Raw genomic sequence first — 23906 nt, 5'->3', positions numbered from 1 at the left:
GCCGCAACGACCGCCGGCCGCTACCAGCCCGGCGTGACCGGCACCCCGGCGGCAGCGAACCCCGGGAGGATCACCTCGTTGATCAGCGCCAGCCGCTTGTCGTAGGGGTGGAAGGCGCTCTTGGCGGCATTGATCGTGAACCGGCGGACGGCCGCCAGGTCGTAGCCGAAGGCCTCGCTGAGCAGGGCGAACTCCCGGCTCAGCGTGGTGCGGCTCATCAGCCGGTTGTCGCAGTTCACGGTCACCCGGAAGCCCAGTTCGGCCAGCAGCCCGAACGGGTGTTCGGCGATCGTTGTCGCAATGCCCGTTTGCTCCTCGCTGCGCTCAAAAAGACCTTCCTTACCCTCAACCGAACTATCCCAGTTCGGTACTCGGGCGGCGTCGGTCTGCCCCTCGCTGCGCTCGGAAAGACCTTCCTTGCCCTCAACCGAACTGTCCCAGTTCGGCACTCGGGCGGCGTCGGTCTGCAGGTTCGAGGACGGGCACAGCTCCAGCGGGATCCGGCGGTCACGGACGTAGCGCGCCAACCGTCCCAGCTGATAGCCGTCCGGCCCGCGGGTGATGTCCTCGACGATCCGGACGCCGTGCCCGAGCCGGGACGCCCCACAGAGCTGCAGTGCCTCCCAGATCGACGGCAGCCCAAAGGCCTCACCGGCGTGAATCGTGTACTCCATGTTGTTGCGGCGCAGGTACTCGAAGGAGGCGCTGAACCGGCTGGGCGGGAAGCCGTCCTCGGCACCGGCGATGTCGAATCCGGCGACACTGTCGTCGCGGTAGGCGACGGCGAGTTCGGCAACCTCGGAACTGGGCTCGACATGACGCATGGCGGTCACCAACTGCTGGGCGATGATCGTCTGCCCGCGCGCCGCGCAGCCGGCCATGCCTTCCCTGAGCCCGTCGCGGACAGCTTCGACCGCCCGGGCCATGGTCAGTCCGCCACGCAGGTGCTGCTCGGGTGCCCAGCGTGCCTCGGCGTAGACCACCCCGTCGGCTGCCTGATCCTCGACGAACTCCCGCGCCACCCGGCGCAGCTGGTCGTAGGTCTGCATCACGGCGATGGTCTGGTCGAAGGTCTCCAGATAGCGCACCAGCGAGCCGGAGTCGGCGGCCTCGAAGAACCAGTCGGCCAGCGCCTCCGGGTCGTCGGTCGGCAGCTCGTGACCGATCTCACGCGCGAGGTCGATGACGGTCGCCGCCCGCAGGCCACCGTCGAGGTGGTCGTGCAGGGCCACCTTGGGCACCCGGCGCAGCAGGTCGGGATCGAGCACCGGTCAGCCTCCTGTGACGTGGGTGATGTCGTCGGGTCCGAAGGCCAGCGGCAGCAGGTCGGTCATGCCGAGCGGGCCGCCCGGGGTCTGGACGTGCAGCCGCTCGCCGCCATGCTCCCACAGCAACTGCCGGCACCTGCCACAGGGCAGGATCGGCTCCCCCAGCGCGTTGACACAGACCACCGCCAGCAGCCGCCCGCCACCGGTGGCGACCAGCTGGCTGACCATGCCGCACTCGGCACACAGGGCCACGCCGTAGCCGGCGTTCTCGACATTGCAGCCGACCACCACCCGGCCGTCGTCGGCCAGCCCGGCGGCACCGACCGGGTAGTGCGAGTAGGGGACGTAGGCCTGCCTCGACACCTCCAGGGCTGCCTGCCGTAAACCCTCCCAGTCGGGCTTCACGAAGCCTCACCTTTGCGGTAGACGTTCCCATCCGCGGCGGGCATGCGCAATCGTTGCGAGGCGAAGGCCAGCACCAACAGGGTTGCCAGGTACGGCGTCATACCGGTGAACTCCGACGGCACCGCGTCGATGACGGCGAACCAGGTCAGAGCGAGCGCGCCCACGATCACCTGGACGAGTCCGGCGATCCCCTTGCCCTGACGCCAGCGGACCAGTTGCCAGATACCCCACACGACCAGCAGCAGACCGATCGGGAGCAGGTAGGCACGAATCACGTCGCCGCCACCACGCAGCTGGATGGCGTCGGTGTAGCCGAACAGCAGCGCGCCGGCAGCCAGTCCGCCCGGCCGCCAGTTGCCGAAGATCATCGCCGCCAGGCCGATGTAGCCGCGACCGCCGGTCTGGCCGTCACGGTAGATATTGGACGCCACCAGTACCAGGAAGCCGCCGGCCAGCCCGGCCAGCCCGCCCGAGACCAGCACCGAGAGGAACTTGAGCCGCAGCACATTGACGCCGAGAGTCTCGGCCGCCTGCGGCGCCTCGCCACAGGCCCGGACCCGCAGCCCGAACGGGGTGCGCCACAGCACCCACCAGGTGATCACCAGCAGGGCCACGGCGATCAGGGTCAACACGTTGACGTTGGTGGTCAGTGCGCGCAGGATGCCCGCCAGATCTGCCACCAGCCAGGTGTGCGACTGTTCCAGGGCGAGCAGTGGATCGCCCACACCGGGAACGCTCAGGAAGGGTAGCTGTGCCAGCGGCGGGGACTGGGTCGGGCCGCCGTTCGGCAGACCGCTGAAGGTACGAGCCGCCAGATAGGCGCCGGCTCCCGCCCCGAGCAGGTTCATCGCGACACCGGAGACGATGTGATCGACGCCGAACACCACCGTGGCGACGGCGTGGATCGCGCCACCCACCATGCCCATCGCCGCTGCGCCCAGGATGCCCACCCAGGGGCCGTAGTAGTAGGTGAAGAAGGCGGCTCCCCAGGTGCCCAGGATCATCATGCCCTCAAGCCCGATGTTGACCACACCGGCCCGCTCCGACCACAGGCCGCCGAGGCCGGCCAGAGCCAGCGGCATGGCCAGCGCCAGGGCGGCGGCGAGGGCGCCGGAGGAGTTGATGTCGTTGGCTCCGGTCAGAACCCGGACGGTGGCGACCACCAGCAGCGAGCCAACCACCACCACTGGCCAGAACCAGGCCGGACGCTTGTGGTGGCGGTTCTCGCGGCTGGCCAGTTGGGCTTCGCGGGAGACGGTGACCTCGGCGCTCATGCTGCCACCTCCTCGGCCTGGGGGCTTGCCTGAGCCGCCAGTTCAGTGGCCACCCGGCGCTGCTCGAGCCTCAGTCCGGCGCGGCGGACCAGCTCGTAGGCGATCACGACGCTCAGCACGATCACGCCCTGGATGATCAGCACCAGCCGGTCGGAGACCCCGGCACCGATCTGCAAGCCGTTGCTGAGCTGGTTCAGGTAACCCCACAGCAGCGCCGCAACGCCCATCCCGAGGGCGTTGTTGCGTCCCAGCAGGGCGACGGCGATGCCGGCGAAGCCCAGCCCCGACTGGACGGTGTCGCCGTAGGCGTAGTCCTGCCCGAACAGCAGGGGCATCCCGACCAGGCCGGCGGCAGCCCCGGACATCACCATCGACACGATCACCATCTTCTTCACCCGGACGCCGCTGGCCACCGCTGCGCTCTCCGACGCGCCGGTCGCCCGCAGGTCGAAGCCGAAGCGGGTCTTGTTCATCACGAACCAGTAGGCAACGCCGACCAGGATGGCCAGCACGATCAGGCCGTACACCTGCCGGGGGGTGCCGAGCAGCCATTCCAGGCTGATTCCGGGCACCCGGGAGTCCTCGGCGAGCACCGCGGTGCTGGTGGCATTGCTGCCCTCCACCTTCACCGCGGCACCTTTGAGCAGGTAGGCGACCAGGTAGGTGGCGGTGTAGTTGAGCATGATCGTCGCGATCACCTCCGACACCCCGCGGGTCACCTTCAGCAGACCGGCGATCAGCGCCCAGAGTGCACCGGTGGCCATGGCCACCAGCAGCGACACGATGATGTTCAGCCAGCCCGGCAGGAAGTGCTGACCGGCGAACACGGCGGCAGCGAAGGAGGCCACCCGGTACTGGCCGTCGACGCCGATGTTGAACAGGTTCATCTTGAACCCGATCGCCACCGCGACGGCGGACAGGTAGAGCACGGTGGCCTCGTTGACGATCGCCACCATCTGGCGTGGCAGCGGGGCCTTGAAGAGCACCTGCCAGACCGCGACGACCGGGTCGCCGGCGGCCAGCAGGATGAGGGTGGTGAGCAGCAGGGCCACCACGATGGCCAGCAGCGGCGCGGCCACCCCCAGGCCGATCCGCCGCAGGTCGAAGCGCCTCACCGCTGTTCCTCCTCGTCCTGACCGGACTCCTGACCGGACTCGGGCCCGGACGCCCCGGCCCCGTCCTGCTCCCCGGCGCCGGTCATGGCGGCGCCGAGTTCCTCACGCGTGACGATATCGGGGTCGAAGCTGGCGGTCAGTCGGCCGCGCAGAATGACGTGGATGGTGTCCGACAGCCCGACCAGTTCCTCCAGGTCAGCCGAGACCAGCAGCACTCCCAGCCCGTCCCGCCGGGCGGCCTTGATCAGATCCCAGATCGCCGCCTGCGCCCCGACGTCGACGCCGCGGGTCGGGTGGGCGGCCAGCAGCACCTGCGGGTGCTGGCTGAGCTCGCGTCCCACGATCAGCTTCTGCTGGTTGCCGCCCGACAGTGAGCCGGAGGTGACATGGACGGACGGGGTGCGCACGTCGAACTCGTCGATGATCCGCTCGGTGGCGGCCTTTGCGCCCCGGGCGTTGATCAGCGGGCCGGCAGTGTTCGGCGGCTGAGTCTGGTGGCCGAGCATCACGTTCTCCCACAGCGGCGACTCCAGCAGCAGCCCGTGGCGGTGCCGGTCCTCGGGGATGTAGCCCACACCCGCCTCGCGGATCCGGCGCACCTCCCAGTTCGTGATGTCCTGGCCGTCCAGCAGGATGGTGCCCGAGGTCGGTTCCCGCATCCCGATCGCCACTTCGACGAGCTCGGCCTGACCGTTGCCCTCGACGCCGGCGATGCCGACCACCTCGCCGGCGTGGATGGTGAGGTTGATGTCGTCGAGGATCCGCCGCCCGCCGGCGGCAGCCAGGGTGACGTTGCGGAACTCCAGCAGCACCGTGTCGGTAACCGTCGACTCCTCGGTCTGCGCCGAAGGAAGCTCGGAGCCCACCATCAACTCGGCCAGCTTGCGGGCAGTGACCTGTTTCGGGTCGACCGCGGCGACGGTGGTGCCCCGGCGAATCACCGTGATGTCGTCGGCGACCGAGAGCACCTCGTCCAGCTTGTGAGAGATGAAGATGACAGTCAGGCCCTCGCCCTTCAGCTCGCGCAGGTGGTCGAAGAGCTCGTTCACCTCCTGCGGAACCAGGACGGCCGTGGGTTCGTCCAGGATGAGCGTCTTCGCGCCCCGGTAGAGCACCTTGAGGATCTCGATCCGCTGGCGGTCACCGACCCCCAGGTCGGCGACCAGCAGGTCGGGGTCGACGTTCATCCCGTAGTCCTGCCCGATCCGGGCAATGGCCTCGCGGGCCTCGTCGCCGATGCCGTGCAGCTTCTCCGCACCCAGCACCACGTTCTCCAGGACGGTGAGGTTGTCGGCCAGCATGAAGTGCTGGAAGACCATGCCGATACCGGCGTTGATGGCGTCCTGTGGGCTTTTCAGCACCACCGGGCTGCCGTCCACCGAGATGACTCCCTCGTCGGGCTGTTGCACGCCGTAGAGGATCTTCATCAGGGTCGACTTGCCGGCCCCGTTCTCGCCCACGATGGCGTGGATCGTGCCGCGCCGCACTGACAGCGAGATGTCACGGTTGGCCACCACGCCGGGGAAGCGTTTGGTGATTCCCTGCAACTCCACGGCCAGCGTCTGGGTGGGGTCTTCGACGACTGTCGTCATGGCGCTCCTCATCCCGTGCCCCACCCCCGTTGGCCAGGGCGCCTTCACTTTAGTGGTTTGCGTTTTCGGGGGGAAACGAATCCCCCGGGACGGTTCGTGACCGTTCCCGGGGGATTCGTGACACCCGGTGTGGCCGGTTCGACCACGCTGTCGACGGACGCCGCCACCGGGAGGTGGTCACGTCCTGGCCGGCGGAACCAGCCGTCGCGGGCTCCGCCGGCAGGTTGGGTCAGGAGACCTTGTCGGGAACCGTGATGGTGCCGTCGATGATCTGCTGCTTGTACTCGTCCAGCTTCGGGACGATGTCGGTGATGTGGTCGCCCGTGGTGGAGTAGCCCACACCGTCGGCCTTCAGGTCGAAGACGGTCGGGCCAGCCTTGAAGCTGCCGTCGTGGACCGACTTGATGAAGCTGTAGACGCCCACGTCCACGCGCTTGATCATCGAGGTGAGGATCACGTCCTGGACGTCCTCGGCGGCGGTCAGGGCCTGGTCGGAGTCGACGCCGATCGCCCACTTGCCGGCCGCCTTGGCAGCGGTGAACACGCCCGCGCCGGAACCACCGGCGGCGTGGTAGACGATGTCGGCGCCCTTCTGGAACATGCCGTCGGCAGCAGCCTTGCCCTTGGCCGGATCACCGAAGCCGGTGAAGTCCGGCGGCTGGGTGAGGTAGGCGGTGTCGATCTTGATGTCGGGATTGACTGCCTTCGCACCGGCGATGTAGCCGGCCTCGAACTTGCGGATCAGGTCGGTCTCGACGCCACCGACGTAGCCGATGTGGCCGGTCTGCGACTTCAGCGCCGCAGCGGCACCCACCAGGAAGGAGCCCTGCTCCTCGGCGAAGACGATGTTCATGATGTTGTCGCCGGTGGAGGCCTCGGAAGCGTCGTCGACGATCGCGAACTTGACGTCCGGATTCTCCTTGGCAACCTTGCCAACCGAACTGGCGTAGGCGAAGCCAACCGCCACGATCGTGTCGTAGCCGGCGTCGATCAACTGGTTGAGCCGCTCCTCGCGAGCCGACTCGGCCTCACCGCTGGTCGCCGCGGACTCGGTGCTCTCCACACCGAACTCGTTCTTGGCCTTGTCGAGCCCGGCGGCCGCGGAGTCGTTGAAGGACTGGTCGCCGCGCCCACCGATGTCGTAGGCCATGCCGACCTTGATCGCCGTCTCCGGAGCCTCGGTGGTGGGGCTTTCGGACGTCGACGGTGCCGTGGACTGCGTGGGTGAGCCCGAGGGCGCCGGGTTGCTTGCGCACCCGGCAAGCATCAGGGTGGCGGCGGTCGCCGTCACGATTGCGTACTTCATCACCTGTCGCACAAGTGTCTCCTCTGTGGAACTTGATGCCGGGGTGTCGCCCCGTCAAGCGCGACTCTATCCATGTGCGCGCCCGGCTGCTAACTCCGCAGCGGCAGGCAGGGACAACCGTTACCCAACCGCAATGAGCACCGCCGGCCAGCCCTTTACTACAATGTGTCGTATGAGCGCCGCGCAGTTCCAGCAGGATGTCGAGAACGTCGTCACGAACCCCGCCATCGGCTACGGCCAGCGGGTCCGCCATCTGGCCACCCTGGCGGACAACCAGCTGCCCTACCCGGCGCTGTCCGATGCCTGCCGGCAGGCTCTCGATGAGCGGGTGATCTGCGACATGTACGAGGGCAACCGCCCGTTCACGCCCCGCTACGTGCTGCCGGACTACGCCAAGGCGCTGCGCGAAGGCGTGCGCTACCTCGAACTCGAACCGCCAACCGATCTGGACGACGCGCTGAGTTTCCTCACGATCCTGTACGGACACGTCCCCTCGGTCACCACCTACCCGGTCTATCTCGGCGACCTCGACTCCCTGCTGGAACCCTACGTCCCGGCTGCCCTGGGCGATGACGAACTCGACCGCAAGCTGCGCCGGTTCTGGATCCAGCTCGACCGGCTACTGCCCGACGCCTTCGTCCACGCCGACCTCGGGCCGACCGACGGACGGGTGGTCCGCTCAATCCTGCGGGTGGAGCGCTCGCTGCGCCAGGTGGTGCCGAACCTCACCCTCAAGGTCGATCCCGACCTCACTCCGGACGACCTGGTCGCCGACGCCGTCCGCACCGTCTTCGAGACCGGCAAGCCGCACTTCGTCAACCACCCGATGATGGTGGCCGATCACGGCGAGCGCTACGCGGTGGTGAGCTGCTACAACTCCCTCAAGGTCGGCGGTGGCGCGCATTCGCTGGTGCGACTGAACCTGAAGGAGGCCGCACTGCGGCATGCCGGCTCCCCGGACAGCTTCCTGGCCGAGGAGCTCCCCCACTGGGTGGAACTGACCTGTGAGCTCGGCGAGGCCCGGATTCGCTCCCTGGTCGAGCAGCAGCGGTTCTTCGACACCCACTTCCTGGCCACCGAAGGGCTGGTCGAACTCGACCGGTTCTCGCTGATGTTCGGGGTGTACGGGATGGCCGAGTGCGTCAACCTGCTGATGGCGCAGGACGGCCGCCCGGGCGAGCGCTACGGCCACAGCGAGGATGCCAACCAGCTCTCCTACGCGATCACCCGCCGGGTCGCCGACCTGGTGGCGGCACGTCCGCTGCCCTACTGCGGCGGTGGCGGCGGCCACGCCTACCTGCACGCGCAGAGTGGCATCGACCTCGATCTGGAGGTCACCGCCGGGACCCGGATCCCGGTCGGCGACGAGCCCGGGATGCGCGAGCACATCACCACCTGCGCCCCGCACCACGTGTTCTTCGATGCGGGCATCTCCGATGTCTTCCACGTCGACGACACCGCCGTCGGCAACCCACAGGCGATGGTTGACATCATCCGCGGCGCCTTCGACGTCGGGATGCGCGACTACACCTTCAACCTCGACTCCAACGAGTTCATCCGGATCACCGGCTACCTGGTGCGCAAGTCGGACCTGGTCGGCATCGAGGAGCACGGTGCCCGGCACTCCAGCGACTACCTGGCGGCCACCGCCGAGCAGAACCACACCGTCACCACCCGGGCGGTGAAGCGGATCACCGCCGTCGAACTGACCCCGGTGGGCGTGCCGGCCGCCGCCGGCACACACTGATCCACTCGCCCGTGGTCGACCAGGCAGCCGTCCTGAGCCGGGCCTCACAGGGCCTGGTCACCGACTGGATCGAGTTCTCCGCCGTGGACGGCCCGGGGAACCGGTTCGTGCTGTTCCTGCAGGGCTGCAATCTGGACTGCCTGGCCTGCCACAACCCGTACACCATCAACCCCTGCAACGACTGCGGGGAGTGCATCGCGGCCTGCCCGTCCGGTGCCCTCGGGCTGGACGGGCAGGGCCGTGTCACCTGGGACGCCGCGGTCTGCACGGGCGCGGAGGCCTGTATCGCCAGCTGCCCCCACGACTCCACCCCCAAGGCCCGCCGGCTGGCGGTCGACCAGGTGCTGGAGCGGCTGCGCCCGGCCGCGCCGTTCCTGTCCGGCCTCACCGTCTCGGGCGGTGAGGCAACCCGGCAGGCGATCTTCCTGCACGAGTTGTTCACTGCGGTACGCGCCGACCCCCGGCTGGCCCACCTGACCTGCTTCGTCGACTCCAACGGCGACGTCAACGGTCCGGTCTGGGACGTGCTGTGCCCGGTGATGGACGCCGCCATGATCGACCTGAAATGCCTGGACAACGACCTGCATCGCCGGCTCACCGCCCAGGACAACACCAAGGTGCTGGCAAGCATCCAGACGCTGGCCGAACGCCGGCAGCTCTACGAGGTGCGGCTGCTGCTGATGGCCGGGCTGAACGACTCCGACGACCTGCTCTCCCGTACTGGCAGCTGGCTGGCCGGCCTCGACCCACGGATGCGGGTCAAGGTCATCGGCTACCGCCACCACGGCGTGCGCCCGTCCCCGATCCCGCTGCGCGAGCCGACCCCCGACCAGCGCGCTCACTACGCCGATGTGCTCCGCGCCGAAGGAGATTTCGACCTGGTGGTGGTGTAGCCGCCTCGGCCCACCCGCACCTGGCTGGCCTCTCTTCTCTCCCCCTCCCCGCAGAAACCGGGCAATCCGGACCACTCGCGTGGATAGTCCACTCCTGGCGCCTGGATCACCCGGATTCTGTGGCGGACTACGCCGCCCGCCGCCGAGGTGCGCGGTGAGCCCGGCGGCGGACGAACCTGAGGATCTGGCTCTGCACCTCGTCCCAGCCGAACACCACCTGCTCGTAGGTGAGCCGCGCCGCATAGGTCTCACCGCCAAGCAGCACGATGCCTCGGCGACGATCGTTGGCGTAGTTCTCCACACCTGTGTGGTGCTGCCGACTGTCGGCTTCGATGACCAAACGCTCCCCCACCAGCATGTCCACCCGTCCCACGCCCTCGATGAAGACCTGGGTCTGCACCTTCACTCCGAGCCGGCGAAGCCGGAACCTGACCATGGACTCAGTCCCCGACTGTGCGTTCGGGTCGACTTCCCGGAGTAGCCGCTGGACACGGTGCGGAGCATCCGTCAGCAGCCGGACGAGGTCGCCCCTGCCCATCAAGCGCTGGTTGAGGATCGAATCCATGACCACCACCAGTCCCTCGTCATCGAGACAGCGGACGGCCGCCAGCAGTGCGGTCGACAAGCTGTCCACCGCCACGCCAGGAGCCGACCGGATGGGTAGCGGGCAGATGTGCACCCCGCCGGGAAGCACAGCTCGGGCCTGGTGATGCTCGGACATCCGGATGTGGAGTCTGGGGTCCGGCGGCACCCAGACTCCGTAGTACTGCAATGCCGACACGCAACTGAGGGTTCCGCCCAAGCGCACCGCGCGGACGACGGCAGCGTCCGCCGCCGGTACCGCGTACCAGCCCCTCCTGACCCGGACCAGCCGGCCCGTGTCGACGAGTTGGTCAACCTGGGTTTTCGTCACACCCGCGCGAAGCAGGTCGGAGAACCGGGTTACGCCATGATCAGGAGTCAGCACGCCGTCAGTATTGGCATCGCTGCGGGAATCGTTCCGCACAGACTTCCGGGCTTGTGGACAACTCCGGCCCTGTGGACAACCGGTTCCTCGCAGATTCCGGGTGGTTGAGACCAGACGCGTGGATTATCCACGCGAGTGGTCCGGATCACCCGGTTTCTGCAGACGGGGGACGCGGGCGGCGTCGACCTGGTCGTGGTCCAGCGGCAGTCAGCCGGCCTGGCCGTGGGTACCGCGGCGGGCCAGCTCGGTGTAGAAGGCGGCCAGGATCTGCTCGGACGCCTCCAGCGCGGAGAGCTCGCCACTGCCGACCTCGTCCTCCAGCGGAGCGCGCAGCGCGCCTACTGCCGGGGAGGTACGCAACGCGTCCTCCAGTTCGCCGCGAACCAGCGCCCACAGCCACTCCCGCTGTTGACGGGCCCGCCGGGCCTCCAGCTCGCCGGCGCTCTCCAGCGACGCCCGGTGGTCGAGGACGGCCTGCCACACCTCGTCCAGTCCGCGGCCGGTCAGCGCACTGCAGGTGAGCACTGGCGGCCGGGGCGCCTTGGGGTCGGACGAGATCAGCTTCATCGCGATCACCAGCTCGCGGGCAGCCACCCGGGCCTCGCCCTCGTGATCGCCGTCAGCCTTGTTCACCGTGATCACGTCCGCCATCTCGAGGATGCCGCGCTTGATCCCCTGCAACTGGTCGCCCGCCCGTGCCAGGGTGAGCAGCAGGAAGGTATCGACCATGCCGGCGACGGCCACCTCGGACTGCCCCACGCCCACCGTCTCGACCAGGACGACGTCGAAGCCGGCGGCCTCGAGCACGAACATCGACTCCCGTGTGGTGCGGGCCACCCCGCCGAGGTGGCTGCCGGCCGGTGAGGGACGGATGAACGCGCTCTCGGACTGAGCAAGCTCGCCCATCCGGGTCCGGTCGCCGAGGATCGAGCCGCCGGTGCGGGCCGAGGTCGGGTCGACCGCCAGCACCGCCACCTTGTGCCCGTCGGCGATCAGCCTGCGGCCCAGAGCGTCGATGAAGGTCGACTTGCCGGCACCCGGAACTCCCGAGATGCCCACCCGCACCGCCCTGCCGGTGTACGGACGCAGGATCCGCAACAGGTCGGCAGCGACCGCGTGGTGGGCTGGCTTGCTGGATTCGACCAGCGTGATCGCCCGCGCGATGCCCTGCCGGGAGCCGGCCAGCACCAACTCGGCGAGCTCCTTCGGATCGGCCAGCGGCCGGCGACGGCGGGTCGGATCGGCGCCGGGCGCGGCGGCGTCCCCGTACTGCCGGCCCGGGGTGGGGTCGGAACGCAGGTAGAGCGGATCCGCCGCGCCATCGGGCGTGACCGACGTCCGCTCCCCTGGCCTGGTGGGGGCAGCCCAGTCGGGCAACTCGGCATGGCTCGCGTCGTGCACGCCCGGGTGGTCAGCCAGGGCGTCCCGGGCGAGTTCGTCGTCTGTCACGCCGCGTCGAGGCGCTCACGGAGCTTGGTCAGCAACTCGATCGCGCAATCCGGGATGATCGTGCCAGGCGGGTAGATCGCGTCGGCGCCCTTGGCGTAGAGCTCGTCGAAGTCCTGCGGCGGGATCACCCCACCGACCACGATCATCATGTCGGGACGGCCGAGCTTGTCCAGTTCCGCCCGCAGCGCCGGCACCAGGGTGAGGTGGCCGGCGGCCAGGGAGGAGACGCCCACCACGTCCACATCGGACTCGACCGCCTGCCGGGCGCTCTCCTCCGGGGTCTGGAACAGCGGACCGACGTCGACGGTGAAGCCGAGGTCGGCGAAGGCGGTGGAGATCACCTTCTGGCCGCGGTCGTGCCCGTCCTGGCCCATCTTGGCGACCAGGATGCGGGGACGGCGGCCCTCGGCCTTTTCGAAGTCGTCGACCAGCTTGCGGGCCTCCGCGACCCCCTTGGCCTGACCGAACTCGGCGTTGTACACACCGGAGATGGTACGGATGTTCGCGGTGAACCGCCCGAAGTGCTTCTCCAGCGCGTCGGAGATCTCGCCCACCGACGCCTTCGCCCGGGCGGCGTCGATGCTCAGCTTGAGCAGGTTGCGGTCCGGATCGGTCGGGTCGGGGTTGGCAGCCGCCCAGGAGAGCCGCTCCAGCGCCTGATCGGTGGCCGCCTGGTCGCGCTCGGCGCGCAGCTGGTGCAGCTTGGCGATCTGCTCCTCACGCACCTTGGCGTTGTCGATCTTCAGCACCTCGGGGAGGACATCGTTCTCAACGGTGTACTTGTTTACCCCGATCAGCGGTTGGCGTCCGGAGTCGATCCGGGCCTGGGTACGGGCCGCTGCCTCCTCGATCCGCATCTTCGGGATGCCGGCCTCGATCGCCTTGGCCATGCCGCCGGCCGCCTCGACCTCCTGGATCAGGTCCCAGGCCTTGCCGGCCAGATCGTAGGTGAGCCGCTCGACGAACGCACTGCCGGCCCACGGGTCGACGGTGCGGCAGGTGCCGGACTCCTGCTGGATGAACAGCTGGGTGTTGCGAGCGATCCGGGCCGAGAAGTCGGTCGGCAGCGCGATCGCCTCGTCCAGCGCGTTGGTGTGCAGCGACTGGGTGTGGCCCTGGGTTGCGGCCATCGCCTCCAGACAGGTGCGCATCACGTTGTTGTAGACGTCCTGCGCGGTCAGCGACCAGCCGGAGGTCTGCGAGTGGGTGCGCAGCGACATCGACTTGGGGTTCTTCGGCCCGAACTGGCGAACCAGCCGCGCCCACAGCAGCCGGGCGGCGCGGAACTTGGCGACCTCCATGAAGAAGTTCATGCCCACCGCCCAGAAGAACGACAGCCGCGGCGCGAACTGGTCGACCTTCAGCCCCACGCTCTCGCCAGCCCGGATGTACTCCACGCCGTCGGCCAGGGTGTAGGCCATCTCGATGTCGGCGGTCGCGCCGGCCTCCTGCATGTGGTAGCCGGAGATCGAGATCGAGTTGAACTTCGGCATGTTCGCCGACGTGAACGCGAAGATGTCGGCGATGATCCGCATGGACGGGGCCGGCGGGTAGATGTAGGTGTTACGAACCATGAACTCCTTGAGGATGTCGTTCTGGATCGTGCCCGCGAGCTGCTCCAGCTTCACCCCCTGCTCCTCGGCCGCCACCACGTAGAGCGCCAGGACGGGAAGCACCGCACCGTTCATCGTCATCGACACCGACATCTGGTCCAGCGGGATACCGGCGAACAGTTGCCGCATGTCCAGGATCGAGTCGACGGCCACGCCTGCCATGCCGACGTCGCCGGTCACCCGCGGGTGGTCGGAATCGTAGCCGCGGTGGGTGGCCAGGTCGAAGGCGATCGACAGGCCCTTCTGGCCGGCGGCGAGGTTGCGCCGGTAGAAGGCGTTCGACTCCTCGGCGGTGGAGAAGCCGGCGTACTGCCGGATCGTCCACGGCTGGTTGACGTACATGGTGGCGTACGGCCCGCGCAGGAAGGGCGGGATGCCCGGGTAGGTGCCCAGGAAGTCCAGCCCCTGGTAGGCCCGCTCGTCGTACATCGGCGGGACCAGGATGTGCTCGGGGGTCTGCCAGCCCTCGGAGTACATCGGGGAGGCGTGCAACAGGGCGTCGAACTGCGCTGCCGAGTCCGCCGGCGGCGCCGAGGTGCCCAGGCCGATGCCGTCAAAGCTGGGGATGCTCCCCTTCGCATGTGTCACTGCGCGACTCCCATCCGGTCCATCGCCTCAGAACAGAAGGCGACCACATCCATACCCGTGAAGACTTCACCGTCGATCCAGTCGTTGACCTCGTCGGACGCGGCTTCCTTGCGATTGCCGGCGATGTAGACGGTTGGCACGCCGGCCTGTTTCAGTGCCCGGGCGACCGGAACGGCCTGCTCGGCGTAGACCCTGGCCGAGGAGCACAGGATCACGAACTGCGAGCCGGCCGCCTTCACCTGGGCGACGATCTCTTCCGGCGTCCCGCCCTCACTGGACGGGTGCTCGATCCCGCCAACGCCCAACAGGGCACCGACGAAGGTCTCCCGCGCACCGAAGTCGCGCCGCGCACCCAGGCAGGCCTGGAAGGCGGCCGGCTTCGGATCGGCGGCGGCGGCGCGGTCGCGCAACGCCTCGAAGGTTTCGCTGTCGCGGTGCGGTGCCAGGCCGGCGCGCTCCGGCGCCGCCGGCCGGGGACGCACCGTGAGCGGCTCCTCGGCCGGGTTGGGGAACATTGAGACGCCGGTCAACGGCTGGCTGCGATCGGCCAGCCGCCGTGCCCGTTCGCTCGCGGAGGCCTCGATCCGCTCCGCCACCAGGCCCGAGGTCAGGGCAGCGGTCATGCCACCGGCGGCCTCGATCTGCTGGAAGGTCTCCCAGGCCCTGACCGCCAGCTGGTCGGTCAGCGACTCGACGTACCAGGAGCCACCGGCCGGGTCGGAGACCTTGCCGATATTGGACTCCTCGGCCGCCAGCACCTGGGTGTTGCGGGCCATCCGGCGGCTGAACTCGTCCGGCAGGCCCTGGGCGGTGTCGAACGGCAGGCAGGTGATGATCTCGGCGCCACCGACGGCAGCGGCGAAGGTGGCGATGGTGCCGCGCAGCAGGTTGACCCACGGGTCATCCCGGGTGACCATCCGCCAACTGGTGACGGCGTGCTGCACAGCGCCCCGGGCGTTCGCCGGCACCCCGCTGACCTCGCAGACCCTGGACCACAGCCGGCGCAGCGCGCGCAGCCGGGCGATGGTCATGAACTCGTCAGCGTTGGCACTCACCCGGAAAGCGATCTGGCCGGCGGCCTGGGCAGGGGCGATCCCGGCGGCCTCCAGATCACGCAGGTAGGCCACACCGGTGGCGATCGCGAAGGCGAGCTGGTCAACGTCGCTGGCGCCGGCGTCGTCGTAGGGCAGGACGTCGACCGACAGGGCACGTACCGCGGGCAGTTCGGCGAGGGTGGCCCTGACCCATTCGGCGTGCGCCCCCAGGTCGGGGGTCTGCCCGGTCCGGGCGGCGAGGCCGAGGGCATCGAGTCCCAGGTTGCCGCGGGCGAACTGGGCTCCCTTGGCCTTCCAGTAGCCGATCAGCGCCCGAGCGGCGGCCACCTGGTCGTCCCGGCTGGTCACCGAGATCGGTGCCAGGTCGGGCATCACGCCGTCCAGGACGGTGGCCAGCTCGTCGGCGGCGATGGCATCGCTGCCGATCCGCAGCCAGACCGAACTCGCGCCGCGCTCCAGATCGGCCAGGATCTCACGCTTGGTGAAGGCGACGTCCGGATCCTCGTGCAGCTGCCGGATGTCCCAGGTGACCTGTGGGCTGGTCTTCACCATGGTGCCGCGGGTGAACGGCATGACCCCGGGGTGGCCCAGCAAGACGTCCTCGCTGCGCTCGTCGGCCTCGGAGGAGCCCGAGCCAGCTCGGCTTTCCTTGGTGTGCTCCTCGCTGTGCTCGTCGGCACCCGCGTCGGCCTCGGAAGAGCCCGAGCCAGCTCGGCTCTCCACTCGGCTTTCCTTGGTGTAGAGCGGTTCGATGGTGAGGCCGTCGACGGTCGTCGTCCGCAGCCGCTTCATCGCCTGGTCGATGGTGAGTTCCTTGCCCTCGGGGCGGCGCCGGTTGAGAACCTTGAGCACTTCGGCCTCCCACTGTTCGCGGGTGGGAGTGGCGAAGTCCCCGGCAAGAAGCAGAGGGGTATCGGTCATGGGCTTCAGCCTATTCCCCGCACCTGGCCGGAGTGATTGGTCAGGCCATTCTCAATTCGCCGTGAGACGTTCGCTCTCGCGATGTGGACGCCTCACACCAGCTCGCGGCGGCCGCCGCCGAAGTCAGGCCGGGGACGGGCTCAGCTGACCTGGCGGACCAGGGCCTCCGCGGAGCCGATCATCACCGAGGTCTCGCGTTCCCAGTCCGGCTCCTGACCACGGAACGGGCCGGTCGCCAGCGAAATGATCACCGCCGCCGAACGCAGCCTGAGCTGGGTGGGATCGACCCGGGTGTCGAAGACCGGCACCCAGCTGCGAATCAGCTGGTGCACCCTGTCCTGCTGGGCCGGGTTCATCCGCTGAATGGTGGACAGATGGGCCACCAGGCAGGCCAGGTCATCCACCCGGTGACCGGGACCGAGGGTGTCGATGTCGAGCAGGCCGCAGATCCGTCCGCCCGCGACGTGCAGTTGGCCCTCGTGGAAGTCGCCGTGGGTGGGCTCGTTGCCCGGGCCGACGGACGCCAGGCCGTCCTGGATCACCGCGACCAGCCGGTCCAGTCGCGGTTGCAGCGCGGGCATGCCGCGGGCCACCACCGTGGCGTAGTGCGCGACGGCCTCGCTCCAGGGCGGCCGTCGCTCCAGCCTGGCCACGCTGGCCGGGAGTGAGTCGAGCAGGGCGATCAGGTCCGCTGCGGTGCACGGGTCGGCCGGTTCGAAGACGGCCCGCGCCAACGGCGTCCCCGGCAACTCGCGCAGGATGAGCAGGTGGTCGTCGGTGGTGGCGGCAATCGGTGCCACCGGCAGGCCGGCGTCGACCAGCAGCTGGTGACGGCGCACCACGTCATCGAACAGCCGGGCCCGCAGCACCTTGACGTAGACCACCTCCCCAGTGGCCGAACTCACCCGCACCACGGCCCGCCGCCGGGGACGGTAGCCCACCATGTGCAGGCTGAGATCGGACGGGGCCACCGGCCGGGAGAACACCTGGTGGGCGTTGCAGACCTCGGCCATGGACTCCGCGTAGGCCGCCCTGGCCAGGCCGGGCAGGTCGGGATCCTGCGGGTAGAGCCAGACCGCCACCTCCCGCTCACCGTCGGCGAAGATCTCCGCCGCGGCGTCACTGGCGACCGGCCCGGAGGCTCGCGCGCTTACCCCCAGCAGTTCGTCCCGCTGGCCGTAGGGCCAGGTCACGACCGCCGAGTAGGTGGCGGTGGTCGAGTGCGGAGGGTTGGCGTCCACGTGGTCGAGCGCCCAGGTCACCAGCGTGCCCCCGGCATGGTCGACGGCGGCGGCCAGCAGCGACCCCACCTCGGGTGAGGTCAGCAGCGTCGAACCGTCGGGATCCGGCTGGGCGGAAGGCACGCCAGCAGCGTAGTGCTCGAACGGCCCGGAGCCCGGGACGCTAGCCCTCGACCGGCCCCAGCCGGGTGAGCAGCAGCCGGGCCGCGCGGCGTCCGTCGAGTTCGGTGACCCGCAGCTCGAAGCGCATCGCCGGGCCCGGGTTCTCGTCGGCTGGCCGCAGCACCAGCTCGCAGCTGTCGTCCAGCTGCGGCAGGCTGCCGAGCTGTGCCATGACGTAGCCGGCCACCGTGTCGTAGGGCCCCTCGGGAAGCTCGTAGCCGAACTCGTCGGCAAAATCGCCCAGGGTCATCAGCCCGTCCAGGCCGACCGAGGAGTCGGCGTTCTGCTGGCTCGGCGCCGCCTCGGCGTCGAACTCGTCGGTGATCTCGCCGATCAGTTCTTCGACCAGGTCCTCGATGGTGACGATGCCGGCGGTGCCGCCGTACTCGTCCCGGACGATCGCCAGGTGGGCCTTCGACTGCCGCATCTCGGTGAGAGCGCGCAGGATGCGCATGCTCTGCGGCAGGCTCACTACCGGACGGACGAGGTTGCGGATCGGTGCCTGCCGGGCTGCCACGTCCAGCCCCACCAGGTCGCGGAGGTGGACGAAGCCTAGGACGTCGTCGGAGTTCTCCCCCACCACCGGGTAGCGGCTGTGCGAGCCACCCTCGATCTCATGCAGCGCCCTGTCAGCCGGCATGTCACCGGCCAGGAAGTCCACCTCGGTGCGCGGGATCATCGCCTCCCGCAGGCTGGTCTCACCGGCTCCGAAGACCTCGTCCACGATCTGCCGCTCCTCGTCGCCCAGCGTGGTGGACGAACCGACCATGGTCCGCAACTCCTCGTCGGTGACCTCCTCGCGCCCGGCTTCGGGATCACCGCCCAGCAGCCGCACCAGGGCGTTGGTGGACACCCCGAGGAACCAGATCACCGGCTTGGCTCCCTTGGCCAGCGCATTGACCAGGGGGCCGAGGGTCATGGCGAAGGACTCCGCCCGCTGCATGGCCAGCCGCTTGGCGGTGAGCTCGCCGATCACGATCGAGAAGTACGAGATCGCGACCGTGATCAGCACCAGGGCGAGCGGGCTGGCGACCGCCGCCGGGAGCCCCCAGCCGACCAGCACCGCGGCGAAGGGTTCCTCGAGCACGGCGCCGCCGAAGGACGCCGAGAGAAAGCCGGACAGCGTAACGCCGATCTGAACCGCTGACAGGAAGAGGTTCGGATCGGCGCTGAGCTGGGCGACCGTGCGCCCACGTTTACCGTGCGCGGCCAGCTGTTTGACCTGACTCTCCCGCAGCGACACCAGTGCCATCTCGGCCGCCGCGAAGACACCACCGATCAGGATGAACAAGAAGATCAGCAGGATGTTGCTGACGATGGTGTCCATCCGACTCCTCTGGCCTCGGCGGTGCGGGACTGAAGCATTCTATTCGGCTAGAGCGTGTCTCCCTATCCCTGGCCGTCGAGCGGGGTTCCGCGGAGTGGCTCGCAAGGCACAGGAGGGAGGCGATGTGGTGCATCGCCGACCGACAGCAACGCCGCGAGACGCCCGTGGGGCACCGCGCAGCAGGCCACCCGTGGGGATAGGGAGACACGCTCTCGTCCAGCCGGCCGGTGCCGGTGCTGCCGTCCGGGACGCGGGGTGTGCGGTAGCGTCGGGCGCATGTCGCAACAGGCCGGGTTCAGTTTCGCCAGCGGAAACCTGCGCAAGCTGCTCGCCGCACCCCGCTACCTGGCCGGACGACTGCGCGCCCACAGGTCCACCCGGGATCCCTCGCTCTGGGTGATCGGCAGCGCCTTCGGTGTCTCCGACGGCGCGCTCGCCTTCGCCAGGGCCGCCCAGGCACTGCCGGAGCCACCGCACCTGGTCTGGCTGGCCGACAGCGAGGCGGAGGCCCAGGACGCCCGGCAGGCCGGCTTCACCGAAGTCCATCTCAAGAGCAGCCGCGAAGCCCTGGACCGCACCCTGCATGCCGGGCTGGTCGCCGTCACCCACGGCTTTGGCGACGTGAACCGCTACGGCGTGCACGGCGCGGTCATCGTGCAGCTGTGGCACGGTGCCGCGCTGAAGAAGCTGCACGCCGACTCCCCCGTGGTCTTCGGCGCCGGCCTGGGGCGCATCCCGGGGATGGCTGCGCTGATGCGCTGGGCGTACCGGCAGGGTACCGGCCAGATCTCCCTGCTGCCGGTCTCGTCGCGCTACTTCCAGCCGTTCATGGCCAGTGCGTTCGCGCTCGACGAGTCGCGGGTGCGGGTGCTCGGCGAGCCCCGCACCGACGTGCTGTTCACCGGCACCCCGGACGAGCGCATGGCCGCCTCCCGGGCGCTGTTGGAAAGCCACCTGGGCGACCTGGGTGAGCGGCGGGTGCTGCTGTACACCCCCACCTGGCGGGACGGCGAGCCCGACCCGGCGATTCCCGACGACGCCGAGTGGCAGCTGATCGAGGACTTCTGCCAGCGGCACGACTGTGTGATGGTGATCCGTCCGCACCGGCTCGGGGTGGGTTCCTACACCTACACCAGCGACCGGGTACGCCTGCTTCCGGCCAGTGTCCAGAGCGAGTCGATGCCGCTGCTGTGGGGGGTCGACGTCCTGATCACCGACTACTCGTCCATGCTGGTCGACTATGCGGCCACCGGCCGTCCGATCCTGCTGCTCACCCCCGACCTGGAGCACTACCGGGCCACGCGCGGGCTCTACGTCGACTACGAGGAACTCTCCCGCGGCACCCGGTTACGCACCTGGGGAGATGTGGTGGACGAACTCGAGGCGCTGTTCGACGATCCCGGGGAACTGGCCCTGGCCGAGGCACACAGCCGTGAGCTGGGCACCCGCTTCCATGCCCACACCGACGGTCACAGTGCAGCGCGCGCGGTGGCCGCTGCCACCGAACTGGTGGCGCAGCGCTTCGTCAGGCGGTGACCCGGGAGCGGTCAACTGTGCGCTCGGCACCGAACAGGACGCCCCGGACGAAACCTGCTCCCCAGGACAGGTGCATGGTGATCAGCGCGACCGCGTTGAGCAGGCGGTCACAGACGGTGTCCCCGCCCAGTTTGGTCACGCCCACCGTCCCGGCCCCGAGCAGGTAGCCGACAGCGCCGAGGTGGAAGGCGGCCGCCACCTGGTGACCGCCGCCGCGGATCACACCCAGCGCCTGCAGCAGCAGACACAGCACGGACCCGGCGACGATCAGCGCGACCAGCGGCGGTGGCAGGTAGCGCACCGGCGTGCCACGGTGACGCCGAACCAGTTGCCCACGCCACACCCCGGTGGCGTACATCTGCCGTCGCAGGGCGGCCAGACTCGCCCGCGGCCAGTAGGTGACCTCGAGTCTGGGGGTGAAGACCACCCGGTAGCCGGCGTCGCGGATCCGGGCATTGAGCTCCCAGTCCTCGCCACGACGCAGGGTGTCGTCGAACAGGCCTACCTCGAACAGCACCTCCCGCCGGAACACCCCCAGGTAGGCCGAGTCCGCGTCCGTCTCGTCCTCGCCGTGGTGATACACCCCGCCGCCCAGCCCGAACGGACTGTTGTAGGCGCGGGCAATCGCCGCCTGCACCGGGGTGTCGCCGCGGGCGACCATCAGGCCCCCGGCGTTGGCCGCACCGGTGCGCCGCAGCAGGTCGACCATCGCGGTGGTGTAGCCGGGCGGTAGTTCGGCGTGCGCGTCCACCCGGACGACCACCGGGAACCGGGTGGCCCGGATGGCGGCGTTCAGGCCCTTGGGAATGTCGTTGGCCGGGTTGCGGACCAGCCGCACCCGGGAGTCCGAGGCTGCCAGGCCGGCGGCGATGGCGTCCGTGCCGTCGGTGGAACTGCCCAGCGCCAGCACCAGTTCGGACTCACCGGGGTACTCCTGGGCGAGCACGGCCGCCACCGCGCGGGCAAGATGCCCGGCCTCGTTCAGCACGGGCATCACATAGGAGACCGCGACATCGGCCGGCAACGGCTCCAGCTTCGGACGGGATGCGGTCTGGGTCACCCGGTCATTCTGGCATGACGCTGCGCCCTGTCGGGACGGGCCGCAGCGGCCATTCGATCGGGACCTGCTCGGCTGGCGGCACCATCGGCTCGGGAGCCGGGGCAAAACCGGACGGCAGCCCGACACCCCCGGTAACCGGCAGGCCGGCCGGCACGACGGCTGGCCTGGCAGCCGGCAGGGTGACCGTGACCGCGAACCGGTCGGCGTCGGCGGCCACCGTCAGGGTTGCGTTCATCAGCCGGGCCAGCCGGTCGGCGATGAACAGCCCCAGCCCGCTGCCCTCGCTGTGCCGGGCGGCATCCCCGCGAACGAACTGGGCGGTCAGCTGGTCGGCGGGGAGATCGAGCGGCTCCGGGGTGAGATTGCTCAGCCGCAGCGCGACCACCCCGGGCGTCCGCTCCAGGTCGGCGTGCACGCAGGTTCCGGGCTTGGCGTACTTGGTGACGTTGCCGAGCAGGTTCTCCAGGATCCGCCACAGGTGTTCCCCGTCCGCCAGGACGTGGGCGTGGACCGTCCCCGGTCCCACCCAGGTGAGGTGCCGGGCGGTCAGCGCGGCGTCGAAGTCGCCGGCGATCTGGGCGAGGATCTCGGTGAGTTCGAGCGGGGCAAGCCGCACCGGCAGGTTGCCGGCGCTGGCCCGGGAGGCGTCGAGCAGGTCCCCGATCAGCACTGTCAGCCGTGCGGCCTTGCGGCCCAGGACATCGGTGTACTCGGCGAGCTGCGGATCGTCCAGGTCGAGTTTCCCGATCAGGTCGACGTAGTTCACGATCGAGGTCAGCGGGGTGCGCAGGTCGTGGGTGACATTGGTGATCAACTCGGCCCGGAACCGCTCCTCGCGCAGCTTCTCCTCAATGGCGCGTTCCTTGGCGGCGGTGATCGACAAGATATTGAGCGACAGGATGGACACCACCGCCAGGGTTAGCGCCGGGAGCCCCACCTGGGCGAACCAGCCCAACAGCCAGGAGCTCAGCGCGATGTCCTGCCAGGAGGAGTAGCTCATCGCCTCGCCCACCACCGACCGGACGCCGCTGAGCAGCAGCACCCCGGCGATCACGGTCACGACGAGGATGAAGATCCCGGAGAACTGGTTCAGCCGCAGGGTGCGGAACACCCGCGGCCACAGGATCGTCGAGGCCAGGGTGTGGCTGCCCAGCCGCACGAAGGTGGTGGCCCACAGGTAGCAGCCGGTCCCGGCCAGCACAGCCAGGCAGACCAGGTGCCAGAACGGGTTGGCCCTGCCCTTCTCGAAGAACCCCGCCACCAGCGACCAGGTGGCCAGCCACGCGACCAGGACCAGGAAGTAGTCGAACCGGTGCAGCCACTTCCCCGAGCGCCGGTCTGCGTCCAGCAGGCAGGAGAGGGTGGCCGTCCCCAGCCCGGCGAGCAGGACGGCCAGGCCGAGCAAGCCGTACGGCCCGGCCCAGGGAATCGCCAGCAACGGGCTGAAAATTCCACGGTAGTTGGAGAACGGTGGGACCTCGCTGTAGAGCAGCGACACGAACCCGAGCCCGGCGACGGCGAAGCCGACCGCGGTTGTCGTCCGGGAGCGCAGCACACTGGTCATGGCACCGACACCACCTTGTAGCCCAGCCCGTACATGACCTTCAGGTAGCGCGGCTTGCCCGGGTCGGCCTCGATCTTCTCCCGGATGTGACGGATGTGGACGGCCACCACTCGTCCGGGGTCGTAGGCGGGCTCGCGCCAGACTGCCTCGTAGATCTGCTCGGAGGAGTACACCCGGTCGAGGCTGGAGATCAGGTGGCGCAGGATGCCGAACTCCAGCGCGGTCAGGGTGACCGGCTCACCGTCGACGGTCACGGTCTTGCGGTAGTCGTCGACCTCGAGGCCACCGGTACGCCACACCCCTCCCTGGTCGACCGAGGCCGGCGGCAGGCCGCCGAGCTGGGTGTAGCGGCGCAGCGAGGAGCGGACCCGGGCGAACAGTTCCAGCGGCGAGAACGGCTTGACGATGTAGTCATCGGCCCCGACGTGCAGGCCGAGCACCCGGTCGGCCTCCTCGCCCTTGGCGGACAGGAACAGGATCGGCACATTGGAGTCGGCCCGGATCCGGGCGGCCGCACCGATCCCGTCCAGCACGGGCATCATCACGTCCAGCAGGACGAGGTGGACCGGTGTGGTCCGCACCACCTCCAGCGCCTCGGCACCGTTGGCAGCGGTCACCACCTGGTAGCCCTCGCCGGTCAGGTAGATCTGCAGGGCAGCCACGATGTCCGGGTCGTCGTCACAGACCAGGATGGTGTGGCTGGCCGGGGAACTCGTCATGGTCGTGGGACTCGTCCTCTCGTCGGTTCCCTGCCGAGACCGTCGTCCGGGGTGTCCGGACGGGGCGTCGGCCCGTTCTGGCGGATCGCTGCGCCTGGTTCGTC

At 69.3% G+C, this 23906-nt stretch carries 18 protein-coding genes; 3 read left to right on the top strand and 15 right to left on the bottom strand.

Features of this window, described 5'->3' with window-relative positions; translation table 11 throughout:
- Nucleotides 1–20 precede the first annotated feature (20 nt).
- The 6 genes from VB080_RS07290 to VB080_RS07265 all read right to left on the bottom strand — a co-directional run bounded on the left by VB080_RS07290 (nt 21) and on the right by VB080_RS07265 (nt 6960).
- Nucleotides 21–1268, bottom strand: a complete 1248-nt coding sequence (locus tag VB080_RS07290) for an adenosine deaminase (RefSeq protein ID WP_323417772.1) — start codon at nt 1266–1268, stop codon at nt 21–23.
- A 3-nt stretch (nt 1269–1271) separates the two neighbouring features.
- Nucleotides 1272–1673 carry a cytidine deaminase gene (locus VB080_RS07285; protein WP_323417771.1) on the bottom strand — a complete coding sequence of 134 codons (402 nt, stop codon included), beginning with the start codon at nt 1671–1673 and terminating at the stop codon, nt 1272–1274.
- Nucleotides 1670–2947 carry an ABC transporter permease gene (locus VB080_RS07280; protein ID WP_323417770.1) on the bottom strand — a complete coding sequence of 426 codons (1278 nt, stop codon included), beginning with the start codon at nt 2945–2947 and terminating at the stop codon, nt 1670–1672. Before VB080_RS07280 ends, VB080_RS07285 begins: the two co-directional genes overlap by 4 nt.
- On the bottom strand, nt 2944–4062 hold the full coding sequence (locus VB080_RS07275; RefSeq protein WP_323417769.1) for an ABC transporter permease: 1119 nt from the start codon (nt 4060–4062) through the stop codon (nt 2944–2946). The genes VB080_RS07280 and VB080_RS07275 overlap by 4 nt, the downstream gene beginning before the upstream one ends.
- A complete protein-coding gene (locus VB080_RS07270) occupies nt 4059–5654 on the bottom strand; it encodes an ABC transporter ATP-binding protein (protein ID WP_323417768.1) in 1596 nt (531 codons plus the stop codon). Before VB080_RS07270 ends, VB080_RS07275 begins: the two co-directional genes overlap by 4 nt.
- 229 nt (nt 5655–5883) lie before the next feature.
- The gene (locus VB080_RS07265; RefSeq protein WP_323417767.1) at nt 5884–6960 is read right to left on the bottom strand and encodes a BMP family ABC transporter substrate-binding protein; all 1077 of its coding nucleotides are present in this window, start codon (nt 6958–6960) and stop codon (nt 5884–5886) included.
- A gap of 172 nt (nt 6961–7132) precedes the next feature.
- On the opposite strand from VB080_RS07265, the gene VB080_RS07260 reads away from it, so the two are divergent.
- Nucleotides 7133–8707, top strand: a complete 1575-nt coding sequence (locus tag VB080_RS07260) for a YjjI family glycine radical enzyme (protein WP_323417766.1) — start codon at nt 7133–7135, stop codon at nt 8705–8707.
- A gap of 11 nt (nt 8708–8718) precedes the next feature.
- A complete protein-coding gene (locus VB080_RS07255; RefSeq protein WP_416339613.1) occupies nt 8719–9600 on the top strand; it encodes a YjjW family glycine radical enzyme activase in 882 nt (293 codons plus the stop codon).
- A 127-nt stretch (nt 9601–9727) separates the two neighbouring features.
- Here the strand turns inward: VB080_RS07255 and VB080_RS07250 are convergent, their stop codons facing one another.
- From VB080_RS07250 to VB080_RS07225, 6 genes are all read right to left on the bottom strand, one after another.
- Nucleotides 9728–10567 carry a type IV toxin-antitoxin system AbiEi family antitoxin domain-containing protein gene (locus tag VB080_RS07250; RefSeq protein WP_323417765.1) on the bottom strand — a complete coding sequence of 280 codons (840 nt, stop codon included), beginning with the start codon at nt 10565–10567 and terminating at the stop codon, nt 9728–9730.
- Between the two features lie 207 nt (nt 10568–10774).
- Entirely contained in the window at nt 10775–11785 is a 1011-nt protein-coding gene (gene meaB / locus VB080_RS07245) for a methylmalonyl Co-A mutase-associated GTPase MeaB (protein WP_323417832.1), read from the bottom strand.
- A 227-nt stretch (nt 11786–12012) separates the two neighbouring features.
- On the bottom strand, nt 12013–14217 hold the full coding sequence (gene scpA / locus VB080_RS07240) for a methylmalonyl-CoA mutase (protein ID WP_323417764.1): 2205 nt from the start codon (nt 14215–14217) through the stop codon (nt 12013–12015).
- Nucleotides 14214–16193 (bottom strand): methylmalonyl-CoA mutase family protein, encoded by a 1980-nt coding sequence (locus VB080_RS07235; protein ID WP_416339612.1) that lies wholly within the window; start codon nt 16191–16193, stop codon nt 14214–14216. The genes scpA and VB080_RS07235 overlap by 4 nt, the downstream gene beginning before the upstream one ends.
- Before the next feature lie 140 nt (nt 16194–16333).
- A complete protein-coding gene (locus VB080_RS07230) occupies nt 16334–17557 on the bottom strand; it encodes an aminoglycoside phosphotransferase family protein (RefSeq protein ID WP_323417763.1) in 1224 nt (407 codons plus the stop codon).
- Nucleotides 17558–17597: 40 nt separating this feature from the next.
- Nucleotides 17598–18923, bottom strand: coding sequence for a hemolysin family protein (locus VB080_RS07225; protein ID WP_323417762.1), 1326 nt, complete (start codon nt 18921–18923; stop codon nt 17598–17600).
- 276 nt (nt 18924–19199) lie between these two features.
- Between VB080_RS07225 and VB080_RS07220 the strand changes: the two genes are divergently transcribed.
- Nucleotides 19200–20459 (top strand): CDP-glycerol glycerophosphotransferase family protein, encoded by a 1260-nt coding sequence (locus VB080_RS07220; protein WP_323417761.1) that lies wholly within the window; start codon nt 19200–19202, stop codon nt 20457–20459.
- On the opposite strand, the gene VB080_RS07215 is transcribed toward VB080_RS07220, so the two are convergent.
- From VB080_RS07215 to VB080_RS07205, 3 genes are read right to left on the bottom strand one after another with little or no spacing between them, the layout of a single operon-like run.
- Nucleotides 20449–21519, bottom strand: coding sequence for a glycosyltransferase family 2 protein (locus VB080_RS07215; RefSeq protein ID WP_323417760.1), 1071 nt, complete (start codon nt 21517–21519; stop codon nt 20449–20451). The genes VB080_RS07220 and VB080_RS07215 overlap by 11 nt on opposite strands.
- Nucleotides 21520–21523: 4 nt before the next feature.
- Nucleotides 21524–23083, bottom strand: a complete 1560-nt coding sequence (locus VB080_RS07210) for a HAMP domain-containing sensor histidine kinase (RefSeq protein ID WP_323417759.1) — start codon at nt 23081–23083, stop codon at nt 21524–21526.
- On the bottom strand, nt 23080–23802 hold the full coding sequence (locus VB080_RS07205) for a response regulator transcription factor (protein WP_323417758.1): 723 nt from the start codon (nt 23800–23802) through the stop codon (nt 23080–23082). The genes VB080_RS07210 and VB080_RS07205 overlap by 4 nt, the downstream gene beginning before the upstream one ends.
- Nucleotides 23803–23906: the final 104 nt, after the last annotated feature.

It is taken from the genome of Propionicimonas sp., from assembly GCF_034927565.1.
GTDB lineage: Bacteria > Actinomycetota > Actinomycetes > Propionibacteriales > Propionibacteriaceae > Propionicimonas.
Note: the sequence above shows the minus strand (reverse complement) of the source record. Positions and strands in the feature narration are given on the sequence as shown.

Excerpts from the sequence above, each read along its gene's own strand:
- VB080_RS07280 (WP_323417770.1), bottom strand. The coding sequence starts at position 2,947 with ATGAGCGCCGAGGTCACCGTCTCCCGCGAAGCCCAACTGGCCAGCCGC.
- VB080_RS07205 (WP_323417758.1), bottom strand. The coding sequence starts at position 23,802 with ATGACGAGTTCCCCGGCCAGCCACACCATCCTGGTCTGTGACGACGAC.
- VB080_RS07260 (WP_323417766.1), top strand. The coding sequence starts at position 7,133 with ATGAGCGCCGCGCAGTTCCAGCAGGATGTCGAGAACGTCGTCACGAAC.
- VB080_RS07270 (WP_323417768.1), bottom strand. The coding sequence starts at position 5,654 with ATGACGACAGTCGTCGAAGACCCCACCCAGACGCTGGCCGTGGAGTTG.
- VB080_RS07210 (WP_323417759.1), bottom strand. The coding sequence starts at position 23,083 with ATGACCAGTGTGCTGCGCTCCCGGACGACAACCGCGGTCGGCTTCGCC.
- VB080_RS07225 (WP_323417762.1), bottom strand. The coding sequence starts at position 18,923 with ATGGACACCATCGTCAGCAACATCCTGCTGATCTTCTTGTTCATCCTG.
- VB080_RS07235 (WP_416339612.1), bottom strand. The coding sequence starts at position 16,193 with ATGACCGATACCCCTCTGCTTCTTGCCGGGGACTTCGCCACTCCCACC.
- VB080_RS07265 (WP_323417767.1), bottom strand. The coding sequence starts at position 6,960 with ATGAAGTACGCAATCGTGACGGCGACCGCCGCCACCCTGATGCTTGCC.
- VB080_RS07220 (WP_323417761.1), top strand. The coding sequence starts at position 19,200 with ATGTCGCAACAGGCCGGGTTCAGTTTCGCCAGCGGAAACCTGCGCAAG.